We start from the raw sequence: 24,937 nt of genomic DNA, 5'->3' as shown, positions 1-24,937 counted from the left end.
GAACACCTTTATTGTATCGCGTTTGGAGTTTTTTTGGTATAACCTTCGACGCGCACCCGCATAGCGGGTGGTTTATTTGTCTCGCACCTAACGGAGCGAGACGGACTGAAAGTCACATAACAAAAAAGCCACCGAATTTGGTGGCTTCATTAGGAGATTATGATGAAAAAAGTTTTAAGGATTCTATTAAATAAAGTTAGGAGGTCTTTATTTAATGATTACATGATACACAAGCAGACTTAAAGTTAGCTTAAGTGAAAAAGATTATTTTAATTTTTTTCGGTCCACCCAAATCATGCCCGTACACTGGAAACTAGATAAGGTTTCAAACCCCAGAGAACGATAAAATCCCAAGTTTTTTTCTGTTTGTTCTGTCGCTAGTTGGACTTGATAGGCATCCTTATAATCGGATAAAGCCTGCTTCATCAAGGTGCTGCCAATTCCTTGACGCTGATAAGTAGGCAAAACAATCAAATCCTGGACAAAAACCGAAGAAAAACCGTCTCCAATCAAGCGAACTAGACCAACGATTTTCTCATCATCACACGCTAGATAAATGGACAGTGAATGAGTCAGAGCCTGGGCTAACATTTGAGGCTGATTGGTATAATTTGTCCAACCAACTGCCTGGTAGATATGCAAAACGTCATCAAGTAAAACAGATGTTTCTTTTGTAATTTTAATCATAGCAAACCTTTCTAACATTCTCTAAGGGATTTCAACTGATGGCCTTCTTCATCAAAATTCTCAGATTTTAACCACGCTTCCAAGCGAGCTTTGACTTGAGGCCAGTCCTTATCAATCATAGACAGCCAATCCGTATCCCTAGTACGCCCTTTATAAATAACAGCTTGGCGAAAGGTGCCCTCATAGATAAAACCCAAACGCTCTGCTGCTTTTCTAGATGGAAGATTGAAGGCATCGCACTTCCACTCATAACGGCGATAGTTAAGCTCTTCAAAGACATAACGAGCTAGCAAATAGTGGGCTTCTGTTCCCATTCTTGTGTGCTTAAGGGCCGGAGAAAAGGTCACCGCACCAACTTCAATGGTGCGGTTGGCTTGGTCAATACGCATGAGAGAAAAAGTCCCCAACGCCTTTCCAGTCACTTTATCGATAATCGCATAATAGAAGCGATCCTTGCGCTCAATCATCTGCTTTAAAGCGACGATTAATTCTTCGAGATTTTCTACTGGCTCCTGAAAGAGGTAGGTCCACATATCACGAGGGCTATCTGGACCATAAACAGCTAGCAAATCCTTCGCATGCTTTTCCACCGAAAGAGCTTCTAGAATCGTACACTGTCCTTCTATCCGTACAAGCGACGGTAAAACTCCAGGTGTGTCGTCTACAGGTTCACCAATCATCTGGCCATATTCATTTACTGGCATATCTTTCTCCTTGTCTCACACTTATAAGTTTAAAGATGTGAATAGTATATCACATATCGCAGGTAATCTACAAAAAATCCTCCAGAACTTAGCTCTGAAGGATTCATTTTTATTTAACAACGATGTTAACAAGTTTATTAGGCTCAAACAGTTTGGGAAACTTGTTTGAGGTTGAGCACGAACAAATAAATCGGTTATTTCACAACGATATTAACGAGTTTATTCGGTACCACAATCACTTTTACGATGTCCTTACCGTCAATTTCTGCTTTGACTTTTTCGTCAGCCAGAGCGATTTCTTGCAATTCTTCGCGAGAAAGGTCTTTGGCTACCATCAATTTGGCACGGACTTTTCCTTTGATTTGGACGACGATTTCGACTTCGTCTTCAACCAATTTGCTTTCGTCCCATGTTGGCCAAGCTACGTAAGAGATAGATTCTCCTGTTGCTGCGACTGTTTGCCAGAGTTCTTCTGCCAAGTGAGGTGCAAATGGGGCGATCAATTGGATAAAGCCTTTGGCGTAGTCCACATAGAGTTTGTCTTCCTTGTTAGCTGCGTTGACAAAGACCATGAGTTGGGCAATGGCTGTGTTGAACTTCATAGACTCGATTTGCTCAGTAACAGATTTAACGGTTTCGTTATAAACCTTGTCTAGAGTGCCATTGTTTTCCGCATCGATTTCTTTACTTGTAATCAAACGGTAAACACGGTCGAGGAATTTACGACTTCCTTCCAAGCCTTCTTCTGACCAAGCGATTGAAGCGTCAAGTGGTCCCATGAACATTTCATAGACACGAAGGGTATCAGCACCGTATTGTTCCACCACATCATCAGGGTTGACTACGTTCTTAAGGGATTTTGACATCTTGGCTGGTGCTTGCTCCAATTCTTCACCTGTTTCTACATGGAAGAAAGATCCGTCACGTTTTTCAACCTTGTCGGTTGCCACAAGAGCACCACGGTGGTCACGGTAACTTGTGCCCAAAATCATTCCTTGGTTAAAGAGTTTTTGGAATGGTTCTTTGGTTGGAACAACACCGATATCATAGAGGAATTTATGCCAGAAACGAGCGTAAAGCAAGTGAAGCACGGCGTGTTCTGCACCACCCACGTAGATATCTACTGGCAACCATTGTTTGAGAAGATCCTCATCGGCCAATTTCTCAGTGTTATGTGGGTCGATATAGCGGAGGTAATACCAGCTTGAACCAGCCCATTGTGGCATAGTATTGGTCTCGCGACGACCTTTGACACCATCTTCACGAGTCACTTCCAGCCAGTCTGTCAGGTTGGCTAGTGGGCTTTCCCCAGTACCTGAAGGGCGGATGTCCTTGGTGACTGGCAAGACAAGTGGCAATTCACTTTCTGGAACAGCTGTTGAAGTTCCATCTTCCCAATGAATGATTGGGATTGGTTCACCCCAGTAACGTTGACGGCTAAAGAGCCAGTCGCGGAGACGGTAAGTTACCTTCTCTTGACCACAGCCGTTTTCTTCCAACCAAGCCACAATTTTAGCAATGGCGTCTTCTTTGTTGAGACCGTTCAAGAAGTCAGAGTTGACGTGAAGGCCATCTTCTGTGTAAGCAGCTTCTTCAACGTTTCCACCTTCAAGTACTTCTACGATTGGAAGGCCAAACTGTTTGGCAAATTCCCAGTCACGTTGGTCATGGGCTGGCACAGCCATAACAGCACCTGTTCCATAACTAGCAAGAACATAGTCGGCAATCCAGATTGGAATTTCTTTGCCGTTTACAGGGTTGATCGCATAGGCACCAGTCCAAACCCCTGTTTTTTCCTTGGCAAGGTCTGTACGAGCCAAGTCTGATTTGAGGCTGGCTTGGTGTTTGTAGTCCGCTACAGCCTTAGCCTGTTCAGGACTTGTGATGGCATCTACCAAGTCATGCTCAGGAGCCAAAACAGTGAAAGTCGCACCAAAAAGGGTGTCAGGGCGAGTAGTAAAGACGGTGAATTCCTTGTCAGTTCCTTTCACCTTGAAAGTGACATTGGCACCAGTTGATTTCCCAATCCAGTTGCGTTGCATGTCCTTGATAGACTCTGGCCAATCTAGTTCATCTAAGTCATTGAGCAAGCGCTCTGCATAGGCCGTGATTTTAAGCATCCATTGGCGCATTGGTTTGCGGACAACTGGATAGCCTCCACGCTCAGATGTTCCATCAGGAAGGACTTCTTCGTTGGCGATAGCTGTTCCCAGTTCCTCAACCCAGTTTACTGGCACTTCCGCTTCATAGGCCAAGCCTTTTTCATAAAGCTTGGTGAAAATCCATTGCGTCCATTTGTAGTAGTTTGGATCTGTCGTGTTGACTTCACGGTCCCAGTCGTAAGAGAATCCAAGCGCATTGATTTGGCGTTTGAAGTTAGCAATGTTTTCCGCTGTGAATTCCGCTGGGTCATTCCCTGTATCCATAGCGTATTGCTCTGCAGGCAAACCAAAAGCATCCCAACCCATTGGGTGAAGGACGTTGTAGCCTTGTGCACGTTTGAAACGGCTGAGGATATCAGTCGCTGTGTAGCCTTCTGGGTGTCCTACGTGAAGACCCGCTCCAGATGGGTAAGGGAACATGTCGAGTGCATAAAACTTAGGTTTTGAGGCGTCTGTTCCTGTCTTAAAAGTGTGATTGTCAGCCCAGTATTTTTGCCACTTAGGCTCGATTTCTTTATGATTGTAAAAACTCATGCTGTCTCTCCAATTTTCGTGATGCTCCTATTATACCATTTTTAGGGAAAATATTGTTCCTCTTTTCGTGTTTTTATTGTTTTGACCTATGAACACTAGACTATTTTACAAATAAATTCTAAAAATTCTCTAATATATATAATTTATCATTCAATTAATTCTTCATAAATAATATAGATGCAAGATGGGGCTTTTTATGGTAGAATATAGGAAAGTGCTTTCTCAGAAGGAGGGAAATATGGACAAACAAACCATCGCTATTTTAGGGCCTGGTTCTTGGGGTACTGCCTTGTCACAAGTTCTTAATGACAACGGACACCAAGTGCGTATCTGGGGAAATATTCCTGATCAAATTGACGAAATCAATACACAACATACTAACAAACGCTATTTTAAGGATACTGTATTAGACGAAAAAATTGTTGCCTATCATGATTTGGCAGAAACCTTAAAGGGGGTTGATGCTGTCTTGTTTGTGGTGCCAACCAAGGTGACCAGATTGGTGGCTCAACAAGTGGCTGCTGTTTTGGATCATAAAGTAGTGATCATGCATGCTTCAAAAGGCCTCGAACCCAATAGCCACAAACGCCTTTCAACCATTCTAGAAGAAGAAATCCCTGAAGAATTGCGTAGTGAGATTGTGGTTGTATCTGGTCCTAGCCATGCAGAAGAAACGATTGTGCGCGACATCACCTTAATTACGGCTGCTTCTAAAGATTTACAAACTGCTCAATATGTTCAAAAACTCTTTAGCAACCACTACTTCCGACTTTATACCAATACAGATGTGATCGGAGTGGAAACAGCTGGTGCTCTTAAAAATATCATTGCCGTTGGTTCAGGTGCCCTTCATGGACTTGGATTTGGGGATAATGCCAAAGCTGCTATTATCACGCGCGGGCTGGCAGAAATTACTCGTCTGGGGGTTAAACTTGGAGCAAATCCATTAACTTACAGTGGACTTTCTGGGGTTGGAGATTTAATCGTTACCGGAACTTCTGTCCACTCACGTAACTGGCGTGCAGGAGATGCTCTTGGGCGTGGCGAAGCCTTGGCAGATATCGAAGCAAATATGGGAATGGTCATTGAAGGTATTTCAACAACCAAAGCTGCTTACGAATTAGCACAAGAGCTAGGAGTTTATATGCCTATTACCCAAGCCATCTACCAAGTTATTTATGAAAATGTTAATATTAAGGATGCCGTTTCTGAACTCATGAGCAATGAGTTCAAGGCAGAGAACGAGTGGTCTTAGTCACCGTTAGAAAGGAAGCTCATGAAGCAAAAAGTTAGAAAAGCCGTTATCCCTGCTGCAGGACTTGGAACTCGTTTCCTACCTGCTACTAAAGCCTTGGCTAAGGAAATGTTGCCAATCGTGGATAAACCAACCATCCAGTTTATCGTTGAAGAAGCTCTTAAGTCTGGAATTGAGGACATTCTTGTGGTAACAGGAAAGTCAAAACGTTCTATCGAAGACCATTTCGACTCAAACTTTGAACTAGAATACAACCTCAAGGAAAAAGGAAAAACCGACCTTTTGAAACTAGTTGACGAAACAACTGGTATGCGTCTTCACTTCATCCGTCAAACACACCCACGTGGACTCGGAGATGCCGTCTTACAAGCCAAAGCTTTCGTCGGAAACGAACCCTTTGTGGTTATGCTTGGAGATGACCTCATGGATATCACTGATGACAAAGCTGTGCCATTGACCAAACAACTCATGAATGATTATGAGAAGACTCACGCTTCTACTATCGCCGTAATGCCTGTCCCACACGAAGAAGTTTCTGCCTACGGTGTTATCGCTCCTCAGGGTGAAGGAAATAACGGTCTTTACAGTGTTGAAACCTTCGTTGAAAAACCAGCACCTGAAGACGCACCAAGTGATCTAGCCATCATCGGTCGTTACCTCCTCACACCTGAGATTTTCGGTATTCTTGAAAATCAAACACCAGGAGCAGGAAATGAAATCCAGCTAACAGATGCTATCGATACTCTCAACAAAACCCAACGAGTATTTGCTCGTGAGTTTAAAGGTTCTCGTTACGATGTCGGAGACAAGTTTGGATTCATGAAGACTTCCATCGAATACGCTCTTAAACACCCACAAGTCAAAGACCACTTGAAGGACTACTTGATTAATCTTGGAAAAGAACTTTCAGGAGAAAAATAACAATTTGTCAAACAGTCAGATTTAACTTAAATCTGGCTTTTTTGATGTCTAAATTTCGAACTCCAATCCCTATCCAAAGCCCTGTTTTAAGCCTAATTTCTTGCAAGAGATGCTTTTATGGTATAATAATAAAGAGTGAGGAATTCTATGAACAAACATGTAACAAGAATCAAAGAAAAAGGACTGGCCTTACTTGGGTCTCTAAAATTAACAATTTCTAAAATGAATGCAAAGAAAAAGAGTGGAAAAAACTCTAAGCAGAAAAAGAAAACTCAAACACCATTCGATATTTGGACTCTATTGACCAATATCTTACTTGGTATAAAGGCAACTTTTAACACACTTTTCATCCTAGCTTTTATTGGCGGTCTCCTTGGAACAGGGGTTGCCTTGGGTTATGCTGTTTCTCTCTTTGACCAGGTTAGTGTCCCTCAAACGGAGGATTTGATCAAGCAGGTCAATAATATTTCATCCATCTCTGAAATTCGCTATGCAGATGGTTCCATGATTAGCGCTATCGAAAGCGATCTACTTCGCACATCTGTGTCATCAGATGCCATTTCAGATAATCTCAAGCAAGCTATCGTTGCAACCGAGGATGAACACTTTGCAGAGCACAACGGTGTTGTTCCTAAAGCGGTTATTCGCGCCAGTCTAGGAAAATTCATCGGACTTGGTTCTTCCAGTGGAGGATCTACCCTAACACAACAGCTCATCAAACAACAAGTGGTTGGTGATGCTCCTACGCTTGCTCGTAAAGCCAGTGAAATCGTGGATGCCTTAGCCTTGGAAAGAGCCATGAGCAAGGACGAAATCTTAACCACCTATCTCAACGTTGCTCCTTTTGGTCGTAACAATAAAGGTCAAAATATTGCAGGTGCTCAACAAGCTGCCAAAGGGATTTTTGGGGTGGATGCAAGCAAACTGACCATCCCTCAAGCGGCTTTCCTAGCAGGTTTACCCCAAAGTCCTATTTCCTACTCACCTTATGAATCTACTGGTGAGATGAAGAGTGAAGAAGATATTGAACTCGGTATTAAGCGCTCAAAAGCTGTTCTCTACAATATGTATCGAACAGGAGTCCTCAGCCAGGAAGACTATGAAACCTACAAGGCTTATGACATTAAGCAAGATTTCTTGCCATCAGAAAATGCTAGCGTTACCTCTAAAGGCTTCCTCTACTTCACTGCACTCGATGAGGCTACCAAGATTATGTATGATTATCTGGTGCAAAAGGACAATGTTTCTGACCAAGAACTACAGAACGAATCGATCCGAAAATCTTATCGAGAATTGGCCGAAAAAGAAATCCAAAACGGTGGTTACCGTATTACAACTACCATCGATAAAACGATTCATACTGCTATGCAAAATGCCGTAACAAACTACGGATACCTTCTAAATGATAGCTCGGGTCAACCTGAAGTTGGGAATGTCTTGATGGACAATCAAACTGGGGCGATTTTAGGTTTTATAGGTGGGCGAGATTATCAGACCAATCAAAACAATCACGCCTTCGATACCAAACGTTCCCCTGCCTCCACTACCAAGCCACTCTTGGCCTACGGTATTGCTATCGACCAAGGGCTTATGGGAAGTGCTAGCATCCTCTCAAACTATCCAACAAACTTCTCTAACGGAACTCCGATCATGCATGTCAACAGTCCTGGAACAACCATGATAGACCTTAAAGAAGCTCTCAACTATTCTTGGAACATCCCAGCCTACTGGACCTACAGAATGCTCCGTGAAAAAGGGGTTGATGTCCGTTCTTACATGGAAAAAATGGGCTATGAAATCCCAGAATACGGCATTGAAAGTCTTCCTATGGGAGGAGGAATTGAAGTTACTGTAGCCCAGCATACCAATGGTTACCAAACACTCGCTAACAATGGTACCTATCATAAGAAATACATGATCTCAAAAATTGAGAAAACGAGCGGTGAGGTTCTCTATGAGCATCAGGCTAAACCCATCCAAGTTTACTCTAAAGCTACTGCAACCATTATGCAGAGTCTGCTAAGAGAGGTGCTTTCATCTCGAGTTACTACAAGCTTCCAAACTGATCTGGCTTCTATCAATTCCAGTCTAGCAGGTGCTGACTGGATCGGAAAAACTGGTACAAGCAATGAAGAAGGAGATATGTGGCTCATGGTCTCTACTCCAAGATTAACTCTGGGAGGCTGGGTTGGACATGACGACAACAGTTCTCTAGCCCAGGGAGCTTACTACCGCAATGCAAAATATATGGCTCATCTGGTAAATGCCATTCAGCAAGCAGCCCCTTCTGCTTGGGGTTCAGAACGTTTCAAACTCGATTCAAGTGTCACTTCATCACAAGTCCTCAAATCAACTGGTCAAAAGCCAGGAAAGGTGACTATTAATGGAAAAGAAATTAATCTGAGCGGAGAAACGGTGACTAGCTACTGGGCAAACCAAGCTGGTGCTCCAACTACTAGCTACAAATTTGCTATTGGTGGAAGCGATTCTGACTACCAAAATGCTTGGAACACCATTTTAGGAAGTCTACCAAAAGCATCTTCTTCCTCATCAAACAATAGCAGTAACAATAACAACAATAACAATAATCGTAATAATACTTCTAATAGTAACGGGAACAGTAATAGTAGCTCTAGTTCCAATAGCAGAAGTAGCAATCAACGGCGCTAACTAAACAGCACAATTATTGAGAGTGGGAAAGAAATGATTTTTCTCCACTCTCTTTTTTCTTTTTTCATTTCATGGTACAATAGCAACATGAATAAATATCAAAAAAATATTTTTAAGGGAACCATTTATTCTCTCCTATCTGGCTTGATCTGGGGGATCTGTGGAATCTTAGGAGAGTACTTTTTTTCACATTATCAAGTCTCTTCAGGGTGGATTACTTCTATGCGTCTACTCGTCGCAGGTAGTTTCGTAATCATCTTATCTAGCCTTAAACTCCGGTTCCAGCTTTTCGATATCTGGAGAAATCGAAACAACTACCTTCCTTTTCTCGCCTATGCTATCTTAGGGATCTTCTCCGTACAATTTTTCTTTTATCTCTGTGTGGAGTACTCCAACGCTACAACTGCAACCATCCTACAATTTATCAGTCCTGTCTTCATTCTTATCTACAACCGCATTATCTACAAGAAAAAAGCTTCTAAAAAAGCGATCTTCTATGTTCTGACTGCTATGCTTGGGGTCTTTTTGATGGCTACCAAAGGCGATTTGTCTAAGTTATCCATCACTCCTCTTGCTTTACTGACTGGACTTCTCAGTGCCCTAGGCGTCATGTTCAATGTCATCTTACCCCAACGTTTCGCTAAAAAATACGGTTTTGTGCCAACTGTTGGCTGGGGAATGATTATCGCTGGACTCTTTAGTAATTTTCTCTACCCCGTTTATAAGATTAGCTTCCAGGTTGATGCCATCAGTATCTGTATTTGTTTGACTATTGCCTTTTTGGGAACTGCCTTTGCCTTTTTCCTATCGATGAAGGCTGTCTCTCTCGTTTCCCCATTGGTGGTGTCGGTCGTTAGCGCAAGCGAACCTCTATCCTCTGCTATCCTCAGTGTCCTTTTCCTTGGTATGGTTCTGGATGGTTTCTTGGTACTAGCCATGATTTTGATTATCGTTCCTATGGTTTTCTTGTCCATTGAAGAATCTAAATCCAAGAATTAAACACCTTCTTTTAACACTTAAGGCTTCAAAATTGAAGCCTTTTTTGGTAGAATAGTAAGCATTACAAAGAGTGAGGAGACACCTATGACTGCTACAAAAATGAATGCACAAGAAATTATCCAATTTATCGCAAATGCTGAGAAAAAGACAAGTGTAAAAGTGACCTTTGAAGGACAACTTGCCGGAGCTATCCCTGCTTCTGTTATCAAGCTTGGGAATGTTCTTTTTGGAGACTGGAAAGATATCGCTCCACTTCTTGATGGACTAGCAGAAAACAAGGACTATGTTGTTGAACAAGACGCTCGCAACTCTGCTGTACCTCTCCTTGATAAACGTGATATCAATGCTCGTATCGAGCCAGGCGCTATCATCCGTGACCAAGTTGAGATTGGTGACAATGCTGTTATCATGATGGGAGCTGTTATCAATATCGGTGCTGAAATCGGTGCTGGCACTATGATTGATATGGGAGCTATCCTTGGCGGACGCGCTATTGTCGGTAAAAATAGCCACGTTGGTGCAGGTGCTGTTCTTGCAGGCGTTATCGAGCCAGCCAGCGCTGAGCCTGTTCGTGTCGGTGACAATGTTCTCATCGGTGCTAACGCTGTGGTTATCGAAGGTGTTCAAATTGGTAGCTGTTCTGTTGTTGCAGCAGGCGCTATCGTCACTCAAGATGTTCCAGAAAATGTTGTGGTGGCTGGGGTTCCAGCTCGTGTTATCAAGGAAATCGATAGCCAAACCCAACAAAAAACAGCGCTAGAGGATGCGCTTCGCACCTTGTAATTAGTAACAGAGGCTGAAATATTTCCAGCCTCTTTATCGTATCAATAGAAGGAAATTAACTATGTTAGATTTGATTCAAACTCGACGCGATCTTCACCAAATTCCCGAGATTGGTTTAGAAGAATTCAAGACTCACGCTTATTTACTCAATGTCATTGAGAAATTAACAGCTGGTAAGGATTTTGTTCAGATTCGTACCTGGCGAACAGGTATTTTAGTTTACTTGCAGGGAAGTCAGCCAGAACGTACCATTGGTTGGCGAACAGACATCGACGGACTCCCAATTGTTGAACAAACAGGCCTTCCTTTTGCCTCTCAACACCAAGACCGCATGCATGCTTGTGGGCACGATTTTCATATGACCATTGCCCTTGGAAGCCTCGAATGTGCTCTAGAAAAGCAACCAAAAAACAATCTCCTCTTTCTCTTCCAACCTGCAGAAGAAAACGAAGCAGGTGGTATGCTCATGTATGAAGATGATGCTTTTGGCGACTGGTTGCCTGACCAATTCTATGGACTTCATGTTCGCCCCGACTTAAAAGTTGGACAAATTGCGACCAATACTCATACACTCTTTGCTGGAACATGTGAAGTTAAGATTCGCTTTAAGGGTAAAGGCGGACACGCTGCCTTTCCACATGAAGCAAACGATGCTCTGGTTGCAGCTAGCTATTTTGTGACTCAAGTTCAGTCGGTTGTCAGCCGTAATGTCGATCCTATCGAGGGAGCTGTTGTCACTTTCGGTGTTTTTCAAGCTGGTACAACCAATAATGTCATCGCTGATACAGCTTTCTTGCATGGAACCATTCGAGCTCTCACACACAGCATGAGCCTCTTGGTTCAAAAACGTGTCAAAGCTATCGCTGAAGGTGTCGCAGCTGCTTTTGATATGGATGTGGAAGTTGAACTCAAGCAGGGAGGTTATTTACCAGTCGAAAACAACCCTGAACTAGCCTGTGAATTGATGACCTTCTTTGATGAAAAAGAGGGCATTGAACTAATCGACATCGAACCTGCCATGACAGGAGAAGACTTTGGTTATCTTCTCTCCAAGGTTCCTGGTGTCATGTTCTGGCTTGGAATTGATAGTCCCTATGCTCTTCACCATCCACAGATGAGTCCCAAGGAAGAAGCTCTGGCTGTCGGTGTCGAGGCTGTATCAAGCTTTTTAGCCAAGAAAGCTGCGGAGTAAATTAAATTATGAAAAAAAGCTTACGCAAGCAGGTCTTGCAAGGACTTAAGTCTCTATCAGCCGAAGAAAAGGAAGTCATGGACGCTTGGTTGACTGAGCAACTACTCCTACATCCCTTCTACAAGGAAGCAAAAACCATCGCCACTTACCTGTCTTTTCCTCATGAATTTCAGACAGCTGAGCTCATTGAACAAGCTCAAAAAGATGGGAAGACTATTCTCATTCCCAAAACTTATCCACAAGGGAAAATGGACCTGGTGCTCTATGAACCAGAGAAACTTGAAAAAAATTCTTTTGGTCTCCTTGAACCTCAGGGGGAAGCTATTGTCTTTGAACCTTCTCAGATTGACTTGATCCATGTTCCCGGTTTAGCTTTCAATCCTTCTGGCTATCGAGTTGGCTATGGAGGTGGCTATTACGACCGCTACTTGGAGCATTTTACTGGTCACACCATCAGCACACTTTATCCTTGTCAGATTCAGGACTTCCATCCTTATCCACACGATATTCCTGTTGAGGAGGTACTCATCTATGAAAGAAATTTTTGATCGTCGGTATCCTGCCACGAGCTTCTTTCTACTCGTGACAACCCTGGTTTTTATACTCATGTTTCTAACTAGTGGTTTCAATTACACAAGCGCAGCCACCTTGTATAAATTCGGAGCTGTTTATCCCCCAGCAATCAAGGCCATGCCTGAACAAATCTGGCGCTTATTCTCAGCAACCTTTGTCCACATTGGCTTGGAGCACTTTTTAGTCAATATGCTATCCCTTTACTTCTTGGGACGTCAGATGGAGCAAATCTTTGGTTCCAAACAGTTTTTCTTTATCTACCTTCTATCAGGTATGATGGGAAATCTCTTTGTCCTCGTTTTTAGTCCCAATGCCATTACTGTTGGTGCTTCAACTGCCCTCTATGGTATGTTCGCTTCTATTGTCGTTCTCCGTTATGCCTCACGCAACCCCTATCTTCAACAGCTTGGTCAATCCTACCTCTCCCTCTTGGTCATCAACCTAGTAGGAAGTGTTTTAATGCCTGGGATCAGCCTTGCTGGACACGTAGGTGGAGCTGTCGGTGGCGCATTACTAGCTATCGTCTTCCCAGTTCTAGGCGAACGAAAGATATACAGCCCAGGCCAACGTGGTCTTGCAACCCTAGCTTTCATTGCTTTATCAGCCTTGATGCTTTTTATCGGACTATTATAAAAACAAGAAAAACCATTGGAAGTTCTCAAATTGAGAAGTTCCAATGGTTTTTTGAATCTATATAAAAAGTTGCTTAAAATCCATTGTTATCGCTGAGTTCTTTGAACCAGTGGCCTGATTTTTTCAGGCGACGCTCTTGTGTTTTTAAGTCTAGCTCGACCAAACCATAGCGATTTTTGTAACTATTGAGCCATGACCAGCAGTCGATAAAGGTCCAGATCAAGTATCCTTTACAGTTGGCACCGTCTTCGATAGCACGATGAAGCTCACGAAGATGACCTTTGACAAAGTCGATACGGTAGTCATCTTGTATCATGCCATTTTCACGGAATTTATCCTCACCTTCAACACCCATCCCATTTTCTGTCAACATCCACTCGATATTGCCATAGTTTTCCTTGATGTTTTGAGCGATATGGTAAATTCCTTGCTCGTAGATTTCCCAACCGCGGTGTGGATTGATCTTACGACCTGGCATAACGTAAGGTTCATAGAAATGTTCTGGTAATAGTGGACTATCAGGATGCTTAGCAAAACGTGGCGCCATAACACGCAAAGGCTGATAGTAATTGACTCCTAGGAAGTCAACGGTGTTCTCACGAATGAGTTCCAATTCTTCGGCTGTGTATTCTGGTAACAAGTCATGCTCAGACAAAATTTCCACTAACTCTTCTGGATAAGCTCCCAAAACTGACGGATCTAGGAAAGATTGTGCTTGGAAGAGATCGGCAATACGAGCAGCCTTGACATCCGCAGGATGCTGGCTACGTGGATAGGCTGGTGTCAAGTTGAGGACAATCCCAATCTTAGAGCCAGGCAAGACTTCATGACAAGCCTTAACTGCAAGAGTGCTCGCCAGTTGTGTATGATAGGCAACCTTAACCGCTGCTTTGGCATCCACCTTATGTGGATAATGGGCATCATAAAAATAGCCAAACTCTACAGGAACGATAGGCTCATTGAAGGTAATCCATTGGTCCACAAGGTCACCGTAGGTCTCAAAACAGAAACGAGCATAGTCTTCATAAGCCTTAATAGTTGCTTTATTTTCCCAACCATCGCCATCTTCTTGAAGGGCAAAAGGCAGGTCAAAGTGATAGAGATTGACTAAGAGGCGAATACCCTTAGCCTTGATGGCTTCAAATACCTGGCGGTAGAAAGCCACACCTTGAGGGTTGACTTCCCCACGTCCCTGTGGGAAAATACGAGACCACTGGATAGAAGTTCGAAAGGCTGTGTGGCCAGTTTCTAACAAGAGTTCGATATCCTTTTCCCAGTTTTCATAGAAGGTCGACGTCTCACCTGGGCCAATCCCATTGTAGTAACGATTTGGCTCTACTTGGTACCAATAATCCCAGAGATTATCTCCCTTTCCGTCACCAGGCACTCGTCCTTCTGTCTGTGGCCCAGAAGTTGAGGAACCCCAGACAAAATCCTTTGGAAATTTTAGCATAGTACTACCTCTTTTTACGCTTTTAATGTTTATACTCTTCGAAAATCAAATTCAAACCGCGTCAACGTCGCCTTTCCGTACTCAAGTATAGCCTGCGGCTAGTTTCCTAGTTTGCTCTTTGATTTTCATTGAGTCTTACTTTCTCTCATTATACAGAAAAAACAAGGCAAAAACTAGTTACATTTTTGTCTTGTTTTTCTTCTGATTATAGATTTTATTTGTTGGTTAAGATTTCAAGGGTTTCAAGCAAGTTATCTGCGTGAACTTCGATTGTATCTCCTGTCGCCTTGATTTTCACTTCTACGATACCGTCAGCTGCTTTCTTACCAACAGTGATACGAATTGGAAGACCAATCAAGTCGCTATCGCTAAATTTAACACCAACACGTTCGTTACGGTCATCCGTCAAGACTTCGTAACCTTTGTTGACCAAGGCTTCTTCGATGCGATTAGTCAATTCAAGACTTGCTTCGTCCTTGACATTGACTGGAATCAAGTGCACATCAAATGGTGCCAATTCTTTAGGGAAATTGATACCCCAAGCGTAACGATATTCCCCTTTAGGTGTTTTGTTAACAAAGAGGCGAGCGTGTTGCTCCATAACCGCTGAAAGGAGACGACTAACACCGATACCGTAGCATCCCATGATGATTGGCACAGCACGACCATTTTCATCCAAGACATCTGCACCCATACTTGCTGAGTAACGAGTTCCCAGTTTAAAGATGTGACCGATTTCGATACCACGCGCAAAGTTAAGAATACCTTGTCCGTCTGGAGAAATTTCACCTTCACGAACTTCACGGATATCCACATACTCGGCAATGAAGTCACGACCTGGGTTGACACCAGTCAAGTGGTAACCATCTTCATTGGCACCAACAACAGCATTGCGACTATCTTGTACCTTGCGGTCTGCGATGATTTTAACATTTTCTGGAAGATCTACTGGGCCAAGGGAACCAAAGTCCGCTCCCAACAATTCTTTCACTTCTGCCTCAGTTGCAGGTTCCAAGAAATCTGCTCCAAGGTAGTTTTTCAATTTCACTTCGTTGAGTTGGTCATTGCCAACGAGTAGGGCAACAACTGGCTCCTCATCTGCAATATAAACCAAGGTCTTGATTGTTTGTTCTTCAGAGACATTCAAGAAAGCAGCCACTTCATCAATCGATTTGACACCTGGTGTTTCCACGCGAGCCACTTCATCTTCAGTCACAACACGATTGCTTGGTTTGTACTCGTTGGTTGCCATTTCCAAGTTAGCCGCATAGCTTGACTCGCTTGAGTAGGCAATGGTATCCTCACCAGAAACCATCCATTTGAGCAATTCTGCCTTGATTTCTTCTTGCACTTGATCAGGAATTTCGTCAAATGATGCAACAGACTTGTCTAAAACAACCCAACGGTCAAGGTCTGTACGAACAGGTGTGATGGCCATAAACTCTTGGCTATCCTTACCACCCATGGCTCCACCGTCACCGATGATTGCTTTGAAGTCCAAACCACTACGAGTGAAGATACGCTCATAGGCTGCCTTGTACTCATCATAAGTTACATCCAAGCTATCATAGTTAGCATGGAAGCTATAACCATCTTTCATGATGAATTCACGCGTACGAAGAAGTCCATTACGCGGACGTTTTTCATCACGGTACTTAGGCTGGATTTGGTACAAGTTCAGTGGCAATTGCTTGTAAGACTTGACAGAATCACGGACAATCGCTGTGAAGGTTTCTTCGTGAGTTGGCCCCAAGATAAAGTCTGACTTCTCACGGTTTTTCAATTTGTACAAGTCCTCACCGTAAGTTTCATAACGACCAGATTCACGCCAAAGGTCAGCACTGAGAAGGGCTGGAGCCAACATCTCAACAGCACCAATCTTGTCAAACTCTTGACGCATGATCTTCTTGGCTTTTTCGATAACACGGTTAGCAAGTGGTAGGTATGAGTAAACACCTGCTGATACTTGACGAACATAACCAGCACGCAACATAAGGGCGTGACTGATAACTTGAGCATCGCTTGGCATTTCGCGAAGCGTTGGGATAAGCATTTTACTTTGTTTCATAATGACTCCTCTATTTCTTAAAAGAAGGTACGCATGATGTCGTTCCATGTCACGGCGAGCATCAAGACGACCATAATGACAACTCCAACCAGAGTGACATAGGTTTCAATTTCTTGTTTTAGTGGTTTGCGGCGAATAGCTTCAATGATGTTAAGCACGATTTTTCCACCGTCGAGCGCAGGGATTGGAATCAGATTGAAAATCCCGATATTGATGGAAATCATAGCCAAGAAGTACAAGACATTTTCCAGTCCATTCTTGGCAGCATCGCTACTTGCCTTAAAGATAGCAACAGGACCGCCCAGCTTATTCAAATCTGGTTGAAAGATCAAGCTTTTCAAAGCATTGAGAATTCGCAAGGCTGAATCAGCTGCAGTTGTAAATCCGCCCATAAACATAGACCAGATATCTGATTTGAGTCTCGGCTGAACACCCAAGATATAGCGTCCTTGGCTTTCTTCAGGTGTCACACTCACTTGTTTTTCAGTTCCATTTTCAGAGACTGTCACATCCAAAACGGGCGCTGTTTTGTCCTTGGTTTCTGCATCAACCGCCTGGATCAGATCTGACCAGTTTGAAATCTCATAACTTCCGACCTTAGTGATTTGGGCCGTATTTTCAACTCCAACCTTAGCCAAAGCGCTATCTGGAATAATGCTGAAATTGTTCGTTTGCGCATCACGAACGCCACCTTGCATGAAAATCAAGATCCAGAAGACGATAACTCCTAGGATAAAGTTATTCATAGGACCAGCAAAGTTGGTAATCAATTTCCCCCAGACAGTCGCATTTTGATATTGGACGTCTAATGGAGCGATACGAACTTCCGTTCCATCAGCTTCCACAATGGTCGCATCATGGTCTACTGAGAAAGTCTTTTCCTCTTCCAAGACCAAGCCTCTAATAAAGAGTTTATCCTCAAAATCAAACTGAGTGACCTGCATGGGTAAAGCAGTCTGGTCAACCTTTTTCCCAGAGAGATTGATACGCTTGACCTTACCATCTCCTGCCAATGTTAGACTTGCAGGGGTTCCAGTCTTAATCTCTGTCGTATCTTCACCCCAGCCTGCCATACGAACGTAACCACCCAGTGGCAGGAGACGAATAGTATAAGCAGTCCCATCTTTTCCGATATGGGCAAAGATTTTGGGCCCCATACCGATGGCAAATTCACGAACCAAAATCCCGGACTTCTTAGCAAAGTAAAAATGTCCGAACTCGTGAACTACCACGATAATCCCAAAAACTAGGATAAATGTTAGTAATCCTATCATTTAATTTCTATTTACCTTTCCTTAAAATAAGCCAAAGAGGTGCATAATCGGGAAAACAGCTAGCATGCAATCAAAACGATCCAGTACCCCACCATGGCCTGGGATAAACTTGCCTGAATCTTTGACACCAAAGTGACGTTTCATAGCACTTTCGATCAAATCCCCCAACTGACCAGCTATACTAAAGAAAATAGCAAAGACCATCATTTTGTAAATCCCATAAGGTAAAGCAACGGTACTATCAACTAGCATAAAGATCAAAGTCACTAGCATAGCAGCCAAGATACCTCCCATAGCACCCTCTATGGTCTTGTTAGGTGAAACTCTCGGAGCCAGCTTTCTCTTACCAAACTTCATCCCTACTAGATAGGCGCCACTATCGGTTGCCCAGACCATACAAAGTCCCAAAAGCGCCTTATCCAAACCTGCAATACGAGCATCGACCAAAGCATTAAAGCCAAAGCCAACATAAAAACTCATGGCAATCGGAAAAACAGCATCCTCAATGGTATAGTTCTTGCTAAAAACCGTTGCTCCTAGCAAAATGAGAATCACGACACTATAAGCAACAACGTTTCCATCCACGGGCAAAAACTTCAGGTAGTTTTCCAAAGGAATAGTCAGAAAAAAGGTTGCTAGTAAAGTCAAGAGCCCTTCAGGCGTCATGGTATTTAACCCCTTCATACGAAGCAACTCATGGACTCCCAACATAGCCACAATCCCCATGGCAATCTGGAGCCATAAGCCACCAATCGCCAAGATTGGGATAAAGATAGCCAAGGCCAAGATAGCAAAAAGGGTTCTCTTTTGTAAATCCTGTATCATAATATCTCCTAAACTCCTCCAAAACGACGGTTGCGACGATTATACTCGATGATAGCTTCTTTCAAGGCTTCCTCATCAAAGTCAGGCCACAAGATATCCGTGAAATAGAGCTCGCTATAAGCAGCCTGCCATGGCAAGAAATTACTCAAACGAAGTTCACCACTGGTCCGAATAATCAAATCAGGATCCCGCAATACTTTTGGCAAATGACCCGTAAAGAGGTATTCCCCAATCAATTCCTCTGTGATATCACCAGGATTAATCTTAGCATCTAAAACATCCTGTGCAATCAACTTAACCGCTTGTGTAATCTCAGCTCGTCCACCATAATTAAGGGCAAAATTGAGAATCAAGCCTGTATTTAACTTAGTCAGCTCTTCTGCCTTTTTCAAGGCATCAAAAGTCTGCTTCGGCAAACGATCAGTCTCCCCAATCATTTGAATTTTCATGTTCTTCTGATGCAATTCAGGAACAAACTTATCATAAAATTCAACTGGTAAGTTCATGATAAATTTGACTTCCTGATCTGGACGGGTCCAGTTTTCAGTTGAAAAGGCATAGACTGTCAAGGCTTTGACGCCCATATCACTAGCAGCAATAGCTACCTTTCTCAAAGCATCCATCCCAGCCTTATGGCCAAAGACTCGTGGCTGCATCCGTTTTTTAGCCCAACGACCATTCCCATCCATGATCACACCGATGTGATCTGGCACCATTGTCGGGGTTTCTGTTGCTTTATCTTTTTTTAAAAATCCAAACATGATTGTATTCCTATTCAAAAATCTATCGTTTCATTATACCATATTTTTCACTTTTCTTCTATTATTGCCTATCATTCTACGGCGAAATTTCCCATATATCTCCTATATTTCCAGTATATCAAGCCTTGCAATTCATAAAGAAAGTTGATACAATAAAACCATAGAGATTCGATCCTTGTTCAGCCACAGGGATTTTTTATTGAAAGGATTTTATCATGTCAAAGACACTCCAACGTAAAAAACAATTGAGAAACAGCCTCCGTCGCTCAGGTGCATTTTCAAACACTGTAAACAAGGTTGTCGAAGAAACAAAAAAAGTTGTAAAACATGCTGAAAAAGCAGCAAGTGATGCAGGTAAAGCTGTCTCTAAAAAGGTTGAAAAAACTGTAGAAGCAACCAAAGAGCAAGCTCAAAAAGTTGCTACTTCTGTAGAAGATTTCGCAGCCAACCTAGGTGGACTTTCAGTTGACCGCGCTAAGACTTTCTACGATGAAGGTATCAAGTCTGCTGCTGACTTCAAAAACTGGACAGAAAAAGAACTCCTTGCCTTGAAAGGAATCGGTCCAGCAACAATCAAGAAATTAAAAGAAAACGGCATCAAGTTCAAGTAATCTTTCTTGTTCCTTGCTTTTCCGTCAAAAACTTGTTAAAATATAGCCATTAGAGGTGTTTTGAGTCCCACATTTTACAGAAAGTGGCGGAGCTGAGAAATCCACAAATGTGTCAAAACTGGTTGCTAATGGATGAAATTTAAAAATGAAATATAAATGTCTTTTTGTTTTAAAGACGAGAGTTGCGGGCATCTGCCCGAAATTGGGTGGTACCGCGGATTAAACACATTCGTCCCTGTCAGATTGATGACAGGGGCGATTTTTATTTTGCACCCCTAGCCAAAGGAGGTTGTCATGAAACAATCTTTTAAAACAAGTAAGCTCTACTATGGTTTTCCTATCTTCATTTTAGGCTATCAGGACCAGAACTTTGGGCACAATATCACGACCTGCAGTTCCTCTTATAGCCTTGGCGATTGGCTAGTCATCGGGGTTGGTGCTGAGGAAAATGCGGCTGACCAGATTAAGCATTATCAACAGTTCACTGTGAATATCCCTGACGAAAACCTCATGCTTGAGATGGAACAGGCTGGCTTTATCAGCCATCGGGAGAAATTGAAACACCTAGGGCTTGACTACGAGATTTCTGAACGAACTCAGGCTCCGATTTTGGAGGCCTGTCCAGTCGTTTTGGATTGCCAGGTAGAACGGATTATCGAGGAAGATGGCATCTGCCATATCTTTGCTAAAATTCTCGAGCGACTAGCTGATCCAGAGCTCTTAGATGACAAGGGACATTTTAAAAATGACCGCTTTGCGCCGACTTACTTTATGGGGGACGGCCACCAGCGCGTTTATCGTTATCTGGACGACCGAGTCGATCCCATGGGGAGCTTTATCAAGAAAGCGAGGCAGAAGAATGACAAGAGCAACATTACCTGAACGAATCGAAACGGAGCGTCTGGTCTTACGAGTCCGTACAGTAGCGGATGCTGAGGATATTTATGCCTACGCTAGTCTCCCAGAAGTTTCTTACCCAGCAGGCTTTCCACCTGTCAAGACCTTGAAAGATGAGATTTATTACCTAGAGCATATCCTTCCCGATCGTAATGAAAAGGAAAATCTCCCAGCAGGCTATGGAATTGTGGTCAAAGGGACTGATAAAATCATCGGCTCTGTTGATTTCAACCATCGCCACGAAGATGATGTGCTGGAGATTGGCTATACTTTGCACCCCGACTATTGGGGCCGAGGTTATGTACCAGAAGCGGCGCGTACCTTGATTGACTTAGCTTTTAAAGAATTGGGGCTTCACAAGGTAGAATTGTCTTGCTTTGGCTACAATGTCCAAAGTCAACGAGTCGCTGAGAAGCTTGGTTTCACCCTTGAAGCTCGCATAAGGGATCGCAAAGATGCCCAAGGCAATCGTTGTGATGATTTGAGATATGGCTTGCTGAGGAGTGAGTGGGAGGCGGATTGATGCATGTTTTCATCATTGGAGCTCCAGCCTCAGGGAAAATGACCATTGGTCAGGAACTTTCAAAACTCACCAGTGCGACTCTCTTTTTCAACCATCAACCAATAGATTTCGCACTCGAAATCTATCAGGATTTTACGGAAGAAATGTGGGAATTTGTTCGTAGCGTTAACTTTTCTTTTCTTGGAACAAGCGCCAGGCATCATCGGTCGGTGATTTTAACAGGCGTAACTGATTTTTCAAATCAATACCATCTGATGTATTTGAAGGACATTCAAGATTTGTTAAATGAGTATCATCAAGAGATTCTCTTTGTTGAATTAGAAACGTCTCTTGAGGAGCGCTTACGTCGCAATCGGACAGAGAATCGGTTGAAATACAAACCCTTGAAACGGAATTTTGAGGTATCTGAAAGAGAAATTTTAGAGACAGCTGAAACACTTCAATTAAATTCCCAAGATCAGCCGAATGAGTTGCACCACTACTTTAAAATAAATAATATGAATCTGTCTGCAGAAGAAGTCGCAAAGCAGATTCAAGAAAAAATGAAAACAATAGAGAAAGGACAAACACATGTCTAAAGAACTTTCACCTAAATACAATCCAGCCGAGGTTGAGGCTGGACGTTACCAAAAATGGCTTGACGAAGATGTTTTCAAGCCTTCTGGAGATAAAAAGGCTAAGCCTTATTCAATCGTGATTCCACCACCAAACGTGACTGGGAAACTTCACCTTGGTCACGCTTGGGATACGACTTTGCAAGATATCATCATCCGTCAAAAACGCATGCAAGGCTTTGATACGCTTTGGCTTCCAGGGATGGATCACGCGGGGATTGCGACTCAAGCTAAGGTTGAGGAGCGCTTGCGTGGTGAGGGCATTTCCCGCTATGACCTTGGTCGTGAAAAATTCCTCGATAAGGTTTGGGAATGGAAAGACGAATATGCCACTACCATCAAGGAACAATGGGGCAAGATGGGGCTTTCTGTAGACTACTCTCGCGAACGTTTCACGCTTGACGAAGGTTTGTCAAAAGCCGTTCGAAAAGTCTTTGTGGACCTTTACAAGAAAGGCTGGATCTACCGTGGTGAGTTTATCATCAACTGGGACCCAGCAGCTCGCACAGCCCTTTCTGATATCGAGGTGATCCACAAGGATGTGGAAGGTGCCTTCTACCACATGAACTACATGTTAGAAGACGGTTCACGCGCCCTTGAGGTTGCGACAACTCGTCCTGAGACTATGTTTGGAGACGTTGCCGTTGCGGTCAATCCAGAAGACCCACGCTACAAGGACTTGATCGGTAAAAACGTCATCCTTCCAATCGCTAATAAATTGATTCCAATCGTTGGGGACGAACACGCAGATCCTGAGTTTGGTACAGGTGTCGTGAAAATCACACCTGCCCACGATCCAAACGACTTCTTGGTTGGTCAACGCCATAACTTGCCACAAGTTAACATCATGAACGACGACGGAACAATGAACGACTTGGCCTTTGAATTTGCAGGCATGGACCGTTTTGAAGCTCGTAAGGCAGTCGTTGCTAAGCTAGAAGAAATCGGTGCTCTCGTTAAAATCGAAAAACGTGTCCACAGTGTTGGTCACTCAGAACGTACAGGTGTTGTAGTTGAGCCACGCTTGTCTACGCAATGGTTTGTTAAGATGGACCAATTGGCAAAGAATGCTATTGCCAATCAAGACACAGAGGACAAGGTAGAATTCTACCCACCTCGTTTCAACGATACCTTCCTCCAATGGATGGAAAATGTCCACGACTGGGTAATCTCTCGTCAGCTCTGGTGGGGTCACCAAATCCCTGCTTGGTACAATGCTGAGGGTGAAATGTACGTCGGCGAAGAAGCTCCAGAAGGTGACGGATGGACTCAGGACGAAGACGTCTTGGATACTTGGTTCAGTTCTGCCCTTTGGCCATTCTCAACCATGGGCTGGCCTGATGTTGAATCAGAAGACTTCAAACGTTACTTCCCAACTTCAACCTTGGTAACAGGTTACGACATCATCTTCTTCTGGGTGTCTCGTATGATCTTCCAATCATTGGAATTCACTGGTCATCAGCCATTCCAAAACGTTCTTATCCACGGTCTCATTCGTGACGAGCAAGGACGCAAGATGTCTAAATCTCTTGGAAACGGGATTGACCCAATGGATGTTATCGAGAAATACGGTGCAGATGCCCTTCGTTGGTTCCTTTCAAACGGTTCTGCACCAGGGCAAGACGTGCGCTTCTCTTACGAGAAAATGGATGCCTCATGGAACTTCATTAACAAGATTTGGAACATCTCTCGCTACATCCTCATGAACAATGAAGGCTTGACTCTTGAGCAAGCAACGGCCAATGTAGAAAAAGTTGTTAACAAGGAAGCTGGAAATGTCACAGACCGCTGGATTCTCCATAACCTCAATGAAACGATTGGAAAAGTCACTGAAAACTTTGATAAGTTTGAGTTTGGTGTAGCTGGCCACATCCTCTACAACTTCATCTGGGACGAGTTCGCGGACTGGTACGTTGAGTTGACCAAGGAAGTCCTTTATAGCGATAACGAAGAAGAGAAAGTCATCACACGTTCTGTTCTCCTTTACACTTTGGACAAGATCCTACGTCTCCTTCACCCAATCATGCCATTCGTAACAGAGGAAATCTTTGGACAAATCTCAGAAGGGTCTATCGTCACAGCTGCTTATCCAACTGTTAACCCAGCTTTTGAAGACCTTGTTGCCCACACTGGTGTCGAAAGTCTCAAAGACTTGATCCGTGCCGTTCGTAATGCGCGTGCAGAAGTAAACGTAGCACCAAGCAAACCAATCACGATTCTTGTTAAGACAAGCGATAGCGACTTGGAAGCTTTCTTTAACAGCAATGTCAACTACATCAAACGCTTTACAAATCCAGAACACTTGGAAATCGCATCAAACATCCCTGCACCTGAACTCGCTATGTCAAGCGTCATCACAGGAGCAGAAATCTACCTGCCGCTCGCAGACCTCCTCAATGTCGAAGAAGAACTGGCTCGCCTCGACAAGGAACTGGATAAATGGCAAAAAGAACTGGATATGGTCGGCAAAAAGCTCTCTAACGAACGCTTCGTAGCCAACGCCAAACCAGAAGTCGTCCAAAAAGAACGCGACAAACAAGCCGACTACCAAGCCAAATACGACGCGACCGTAGCGCGTATTGATGAGATGAAGAAGTTGGTGAAATAAAATCGAGTAGCGGCTAAGACTAACCCCACTCACACCATGGTACATGCCGTTCAAGGTAGTAAACCAATCATAACCACCCGTCAAACGGGTGGTTTGTACCAGGGCTATAAGCCCAAATTACCAGCCAGCGCCTAAAGACGCTGGCTTTCACGTTGTTCAAGCCTTATTGCTCTTGACTCGTCACTTGCCT

The 24,937-nt window shown here is 43.4% G+C and carries 22 protein-coding genes; 14 read left to right on the top strand and 8 right to left on the bottom strand.

Annotated elements, in window-relative coordinates; genetic code table 11:
* Positions 1-194 (top strand): hypothetical protein (locus QM460_RS09620; protein ID WP_414289976.1); only part of this gene is annotated, 194 nt, incomplete at its 5' end.
* A gap of 70 nt (positions 195-264) precedes the next feature.
* Here the strand turns inward: QM460_RS09620 and QM460_RS09615 are convergent.
* The 3 genes from QM460_RS09615 to leuS form a co-directional block, all read right to left on the bottom strand.
* The gene (locus QM460_RS09615) at positions 265-687 is read right to left on the bottom strand and encodes a GNAT family N-acetyltransferase (protein ID WP_414289975.1); all 423 of its coding nucleotides are present in this window, start codon (positions 685-687) and stop codon (positions 265-267) included.
* 11 nt (positions 688-698) lie between these two features.
* Complete coding sequence (locus QM460_RS09610) at positions 699-1,391, bottom strand: GNAT family N-acetyltransferase (protein ID WP_414289974.1); 693 nt, start codon at positions 1,389-1,391, stop codon at positions 699-701.
* A gap of 194 nt (positions 1,392-1,585) precedes the next feature.
* On the bottom strand, positions 1,586-4,087 hold the full coding sequence (gene leuS / locus QM460_RS09605; RefSeq protein ID WP_414289973.1) for a leucine--tRNA ligase: 2,502 nt from the start codon (positions 4,085-4,087) through the stop codon (positions 1,586-1,588).
* A 238-nt stretch (positions 4,088-4,325) separates the two neighbouring features.
* Here leuS and QM460_RS09600 point away from each other — a divergent pair, with 238 nt between their 5' ends.
* From QM460_RS09600 to QM460_RS09565, 8 genes are all read left to right on the top strand, one after another.
* Positions 4,326-5,342 carry an NAD(P)H-dependent glycerol-3-phosphate dehydrogenase gene (locus QM460_RS09600; RefSeq protein ID WP_414289972.1) on the top strand — a complete coding sequence of 339 codons (1,017 nt, stop codon included), beginning with the start codon at positions 4,326-4,328 and terminating at the stop codon, positions 5,340-5,342.
* Between the two features lie 21 nt (positions 5,343-5,363).
* Positions 5,364-6,263: a UTP--glucose-1-phosphate uridylyltransferase GalU gene (gene galU, locus QM460_RS09595; RefSeq protein WP_045762755.1), complete on the top strand. Its 900-nt coding sequence runs from the start codon at positions 5,364-5,366 to the stop codon at positions 6,261-6,263.
* 147 nt (positions 6,264-6,410) lie between these two features.
* Positions 6,411-8,933, top strand: a complete 2,523-nt coding sequence (gene pbp1b, locus QM460_RS09590) for a penicillin-binding protein PBP1B (protein WP_414289971.1) — start codon at positions 6,411-6,413, stop codon at positions 8,931-8,933.
* 87 nt (positions 8,934-9,020) lie between these two features.
* Positions 9,021-9,932, top strand: a complete 912-nt coding sequence (locus tag QM460_RS09585; RefSeq protein ID WP_414289970.1) for a DMT family transporter — start codon at positions 9,021-9,023, stop codon at positions 9,930-9,932.
* Between the two features lie 84 nt (positions 9,933-10,016).
* Positions 10,017-10,715: a 2,3,4,5-tetrahydropyridine-2,6-dicarboxylate N-acetyltransferase gene (dapD, locus tag QM460_RS09580; protein WP_414289969.1), complete on the top strand. Its 699-nt coding sequence runs from the start codon at positions 10,017-10,019 to the stop codon at positions 10,713-10,715.
* A 61-nt stretch (positions 10,716-10,776) separates the two neighbouring features.
* On the top strand, positions 10,777-11,907 hold the full coding sequence (locus QM460_RS09575; RefSeq protein WP_414289968.1) for an N-acetyldiaminopimelate deacetylase: 1,131 nt from the start codon (positions 10,777-10,779) through the stop codon (positions 11,905-11,907).
* Between the two features lie 8 nt (positions 11,908-11,915).
* Positions 11,916-12,455, top strand: coding sequence for a 5-formyltetrahydrofolate cyclo-ligase (locus QM460_RS09570; RefSeq protein ID WP_075227856.1), 540 nt, complete (start codon positions 11,916-11,918; stop codon positions 12,453-12,455).
* Positions 12,439-13,113, top strand: coding sequence for a rhomboid family intramembrane serine protease (locus tag QM460_RS09565; protein ID WP_075227857.1), 675 nt, complete (start codon positions 12,439-12,441; stop codon positions 13,111-13,113). Before QM460_RS09570 ends, QM460_RS09565 begins: the two co-directional genes overlap by 17 nt.
* 73 nt (positions 13,114-13,186) lie before the next feature.
* Here the strand turns inward: QM460_RS09565 and QM460_RS09560 are convergent, their stop codons facing one another.
* From QM460_RS09560 to QM460_RS09540, 5 genes are all read right to left on the bottom strand, one after another.
* A complete protein-coding gene (locus QM460_RS09560; protein ID WP_414289967.1) occupies positions 13,187-14,566 on the bottom strand; it encodes a glycoside hydrolase family 1 protein in 1,380 nt (459 codons plus the stop codon).
* 214 nt (positions 14,567-14,780) lie between these two features.
* Complete coding sequence (locus QM460_RS09555; protein WP_414289966.1) at positions 14,781-16,634, bottom strand: proline--tRNA ligase; 1,854 nt, start codon at positions 16,632-16,634, stop codon at positions 14,781-14,783.
* A gap of 17 nt (positions 16,635-16,651) precedes the next feature.
* The gene (gene rseP / locus QM460_RS09550) at positions 16,652-17,908 is read right to left on the bottom strand and encodes an RIP metalloprotease RseP (protein WP_375555521.1); all 1,257 of its coding nucleotides are present in this window, start codon (positions 17,906-17,908) and stop codon (positions 16,652-16,654) included.
* 21 nt (positions 17,909-17,929) lie between these two features.
* Complete coding sequence (locus tag QM460_RS09545; protein ID WP_000613843.1) at positions 17,930-18,733, bottom strand: phosphatidate cytidylyltransferase; 804 nt, start codon at positions 18,731-18,733, stop codon at positions 17,930-17,932.
* Between the two features lie 8 nt (positions 18,734-18,741).
* Positions 18,742-19,494, bottom strand: coding sequence for an isoprenyl transferase (locus QM460_RS09540; RefSeq protein WP_414289965.1), 753 nt, complete (start codon positions 19,492-19,494; stop codon positions 18,742-18,744).
* A 215-nt stretch (positions 19,495-19,709) separates the two neighbouring features.
* On the opposite strand from QM460_RS09540, the gene QM460_RS09535 reads away from it, so the two are divergent.
* The 5 genes from QM460_RS09535 to QM460_RS09515 all read left to right on the top strand — a co-directional run bounded on the left by QM460_RS09535 (position 19,710) and on the right by QM460_RS09515 (position 24,747).
* Positions 19,710-20,105, top strand: a complete 396-nt coding sequence (locus QM460_RS09535; RefSeq protein ID WP_049509840.1) for a helix-hairpin-helix domain-containing protein — start codon at positions 19,710-19,712, stop codon at positions 20,103-20,105.
* A 294-nt stretch (positions 20,106-20,399) separates the two neighbouring features.
* The gene (locus tag QM460_RS09530; RefSeq protein WP_178894479.1) at positions 20,400-20,987 is read left to right on the top strand and encodes a flavin reductase family protein; all 588 of its coding nucleotides are present in this window, start codon (positions 20,400-20,402) and stop codon (positions 20,985-20,987) included.
* On the top strand, positions 20,965-21,525 hold the full coding sequence (locus QM460_RS09525) for a GNAT family N-acetyltransferase (RefSeq protein WP_414289964.1): 561 nt from the start codon (positions 20,965-20,967) through the stop codon (positions 21,523-21,525). The genes QM460_RS09530 and QM460_RS09525 overlap by 23 nt, the downstream gene beginning before the upstream one ends.
* Entirely contained in the window at positions 21,525-22,103 is a 579-nt protein-coding gene (locus QM460_RS09520) for an AAA family ATPase (protein ID WP_414289963.1), read from the top strand. Before QM460_RS09525 ends, QM460_RS09520 begins: the two co-directional genes overlap by 1 nt.
* A complete protein-coding gene (locus QM460_RS09515; RefSeq protein ID WP_414289962.1) occupies positions 22,096-24,747 on the top strand; it encodes a valine--tRNA ligase in 2,652 nt (883 codons plus the stop codon). Before QM460_RS09520 ends, QM460_RS09515 begins: the two co-directional genes overlap by 8 nt.
* Positions 24,748-24,937 lie beyond the last annotated feature (190 nt).

This window comes from Streptococcus infantis (genome assembly GCF_047464415.1).
Classification (GTDB): Bacteria; Bacillota; Bacilli; order Lactobacillales; family Streptococcaceae; genus Streptococcus; species Streptococcus infantis_AE.
The sequence above is the reverse complement of the archived record's forward strand: the minus strand, read 5'-3'. Positions and strand labels throughout refer to the sequence as shown.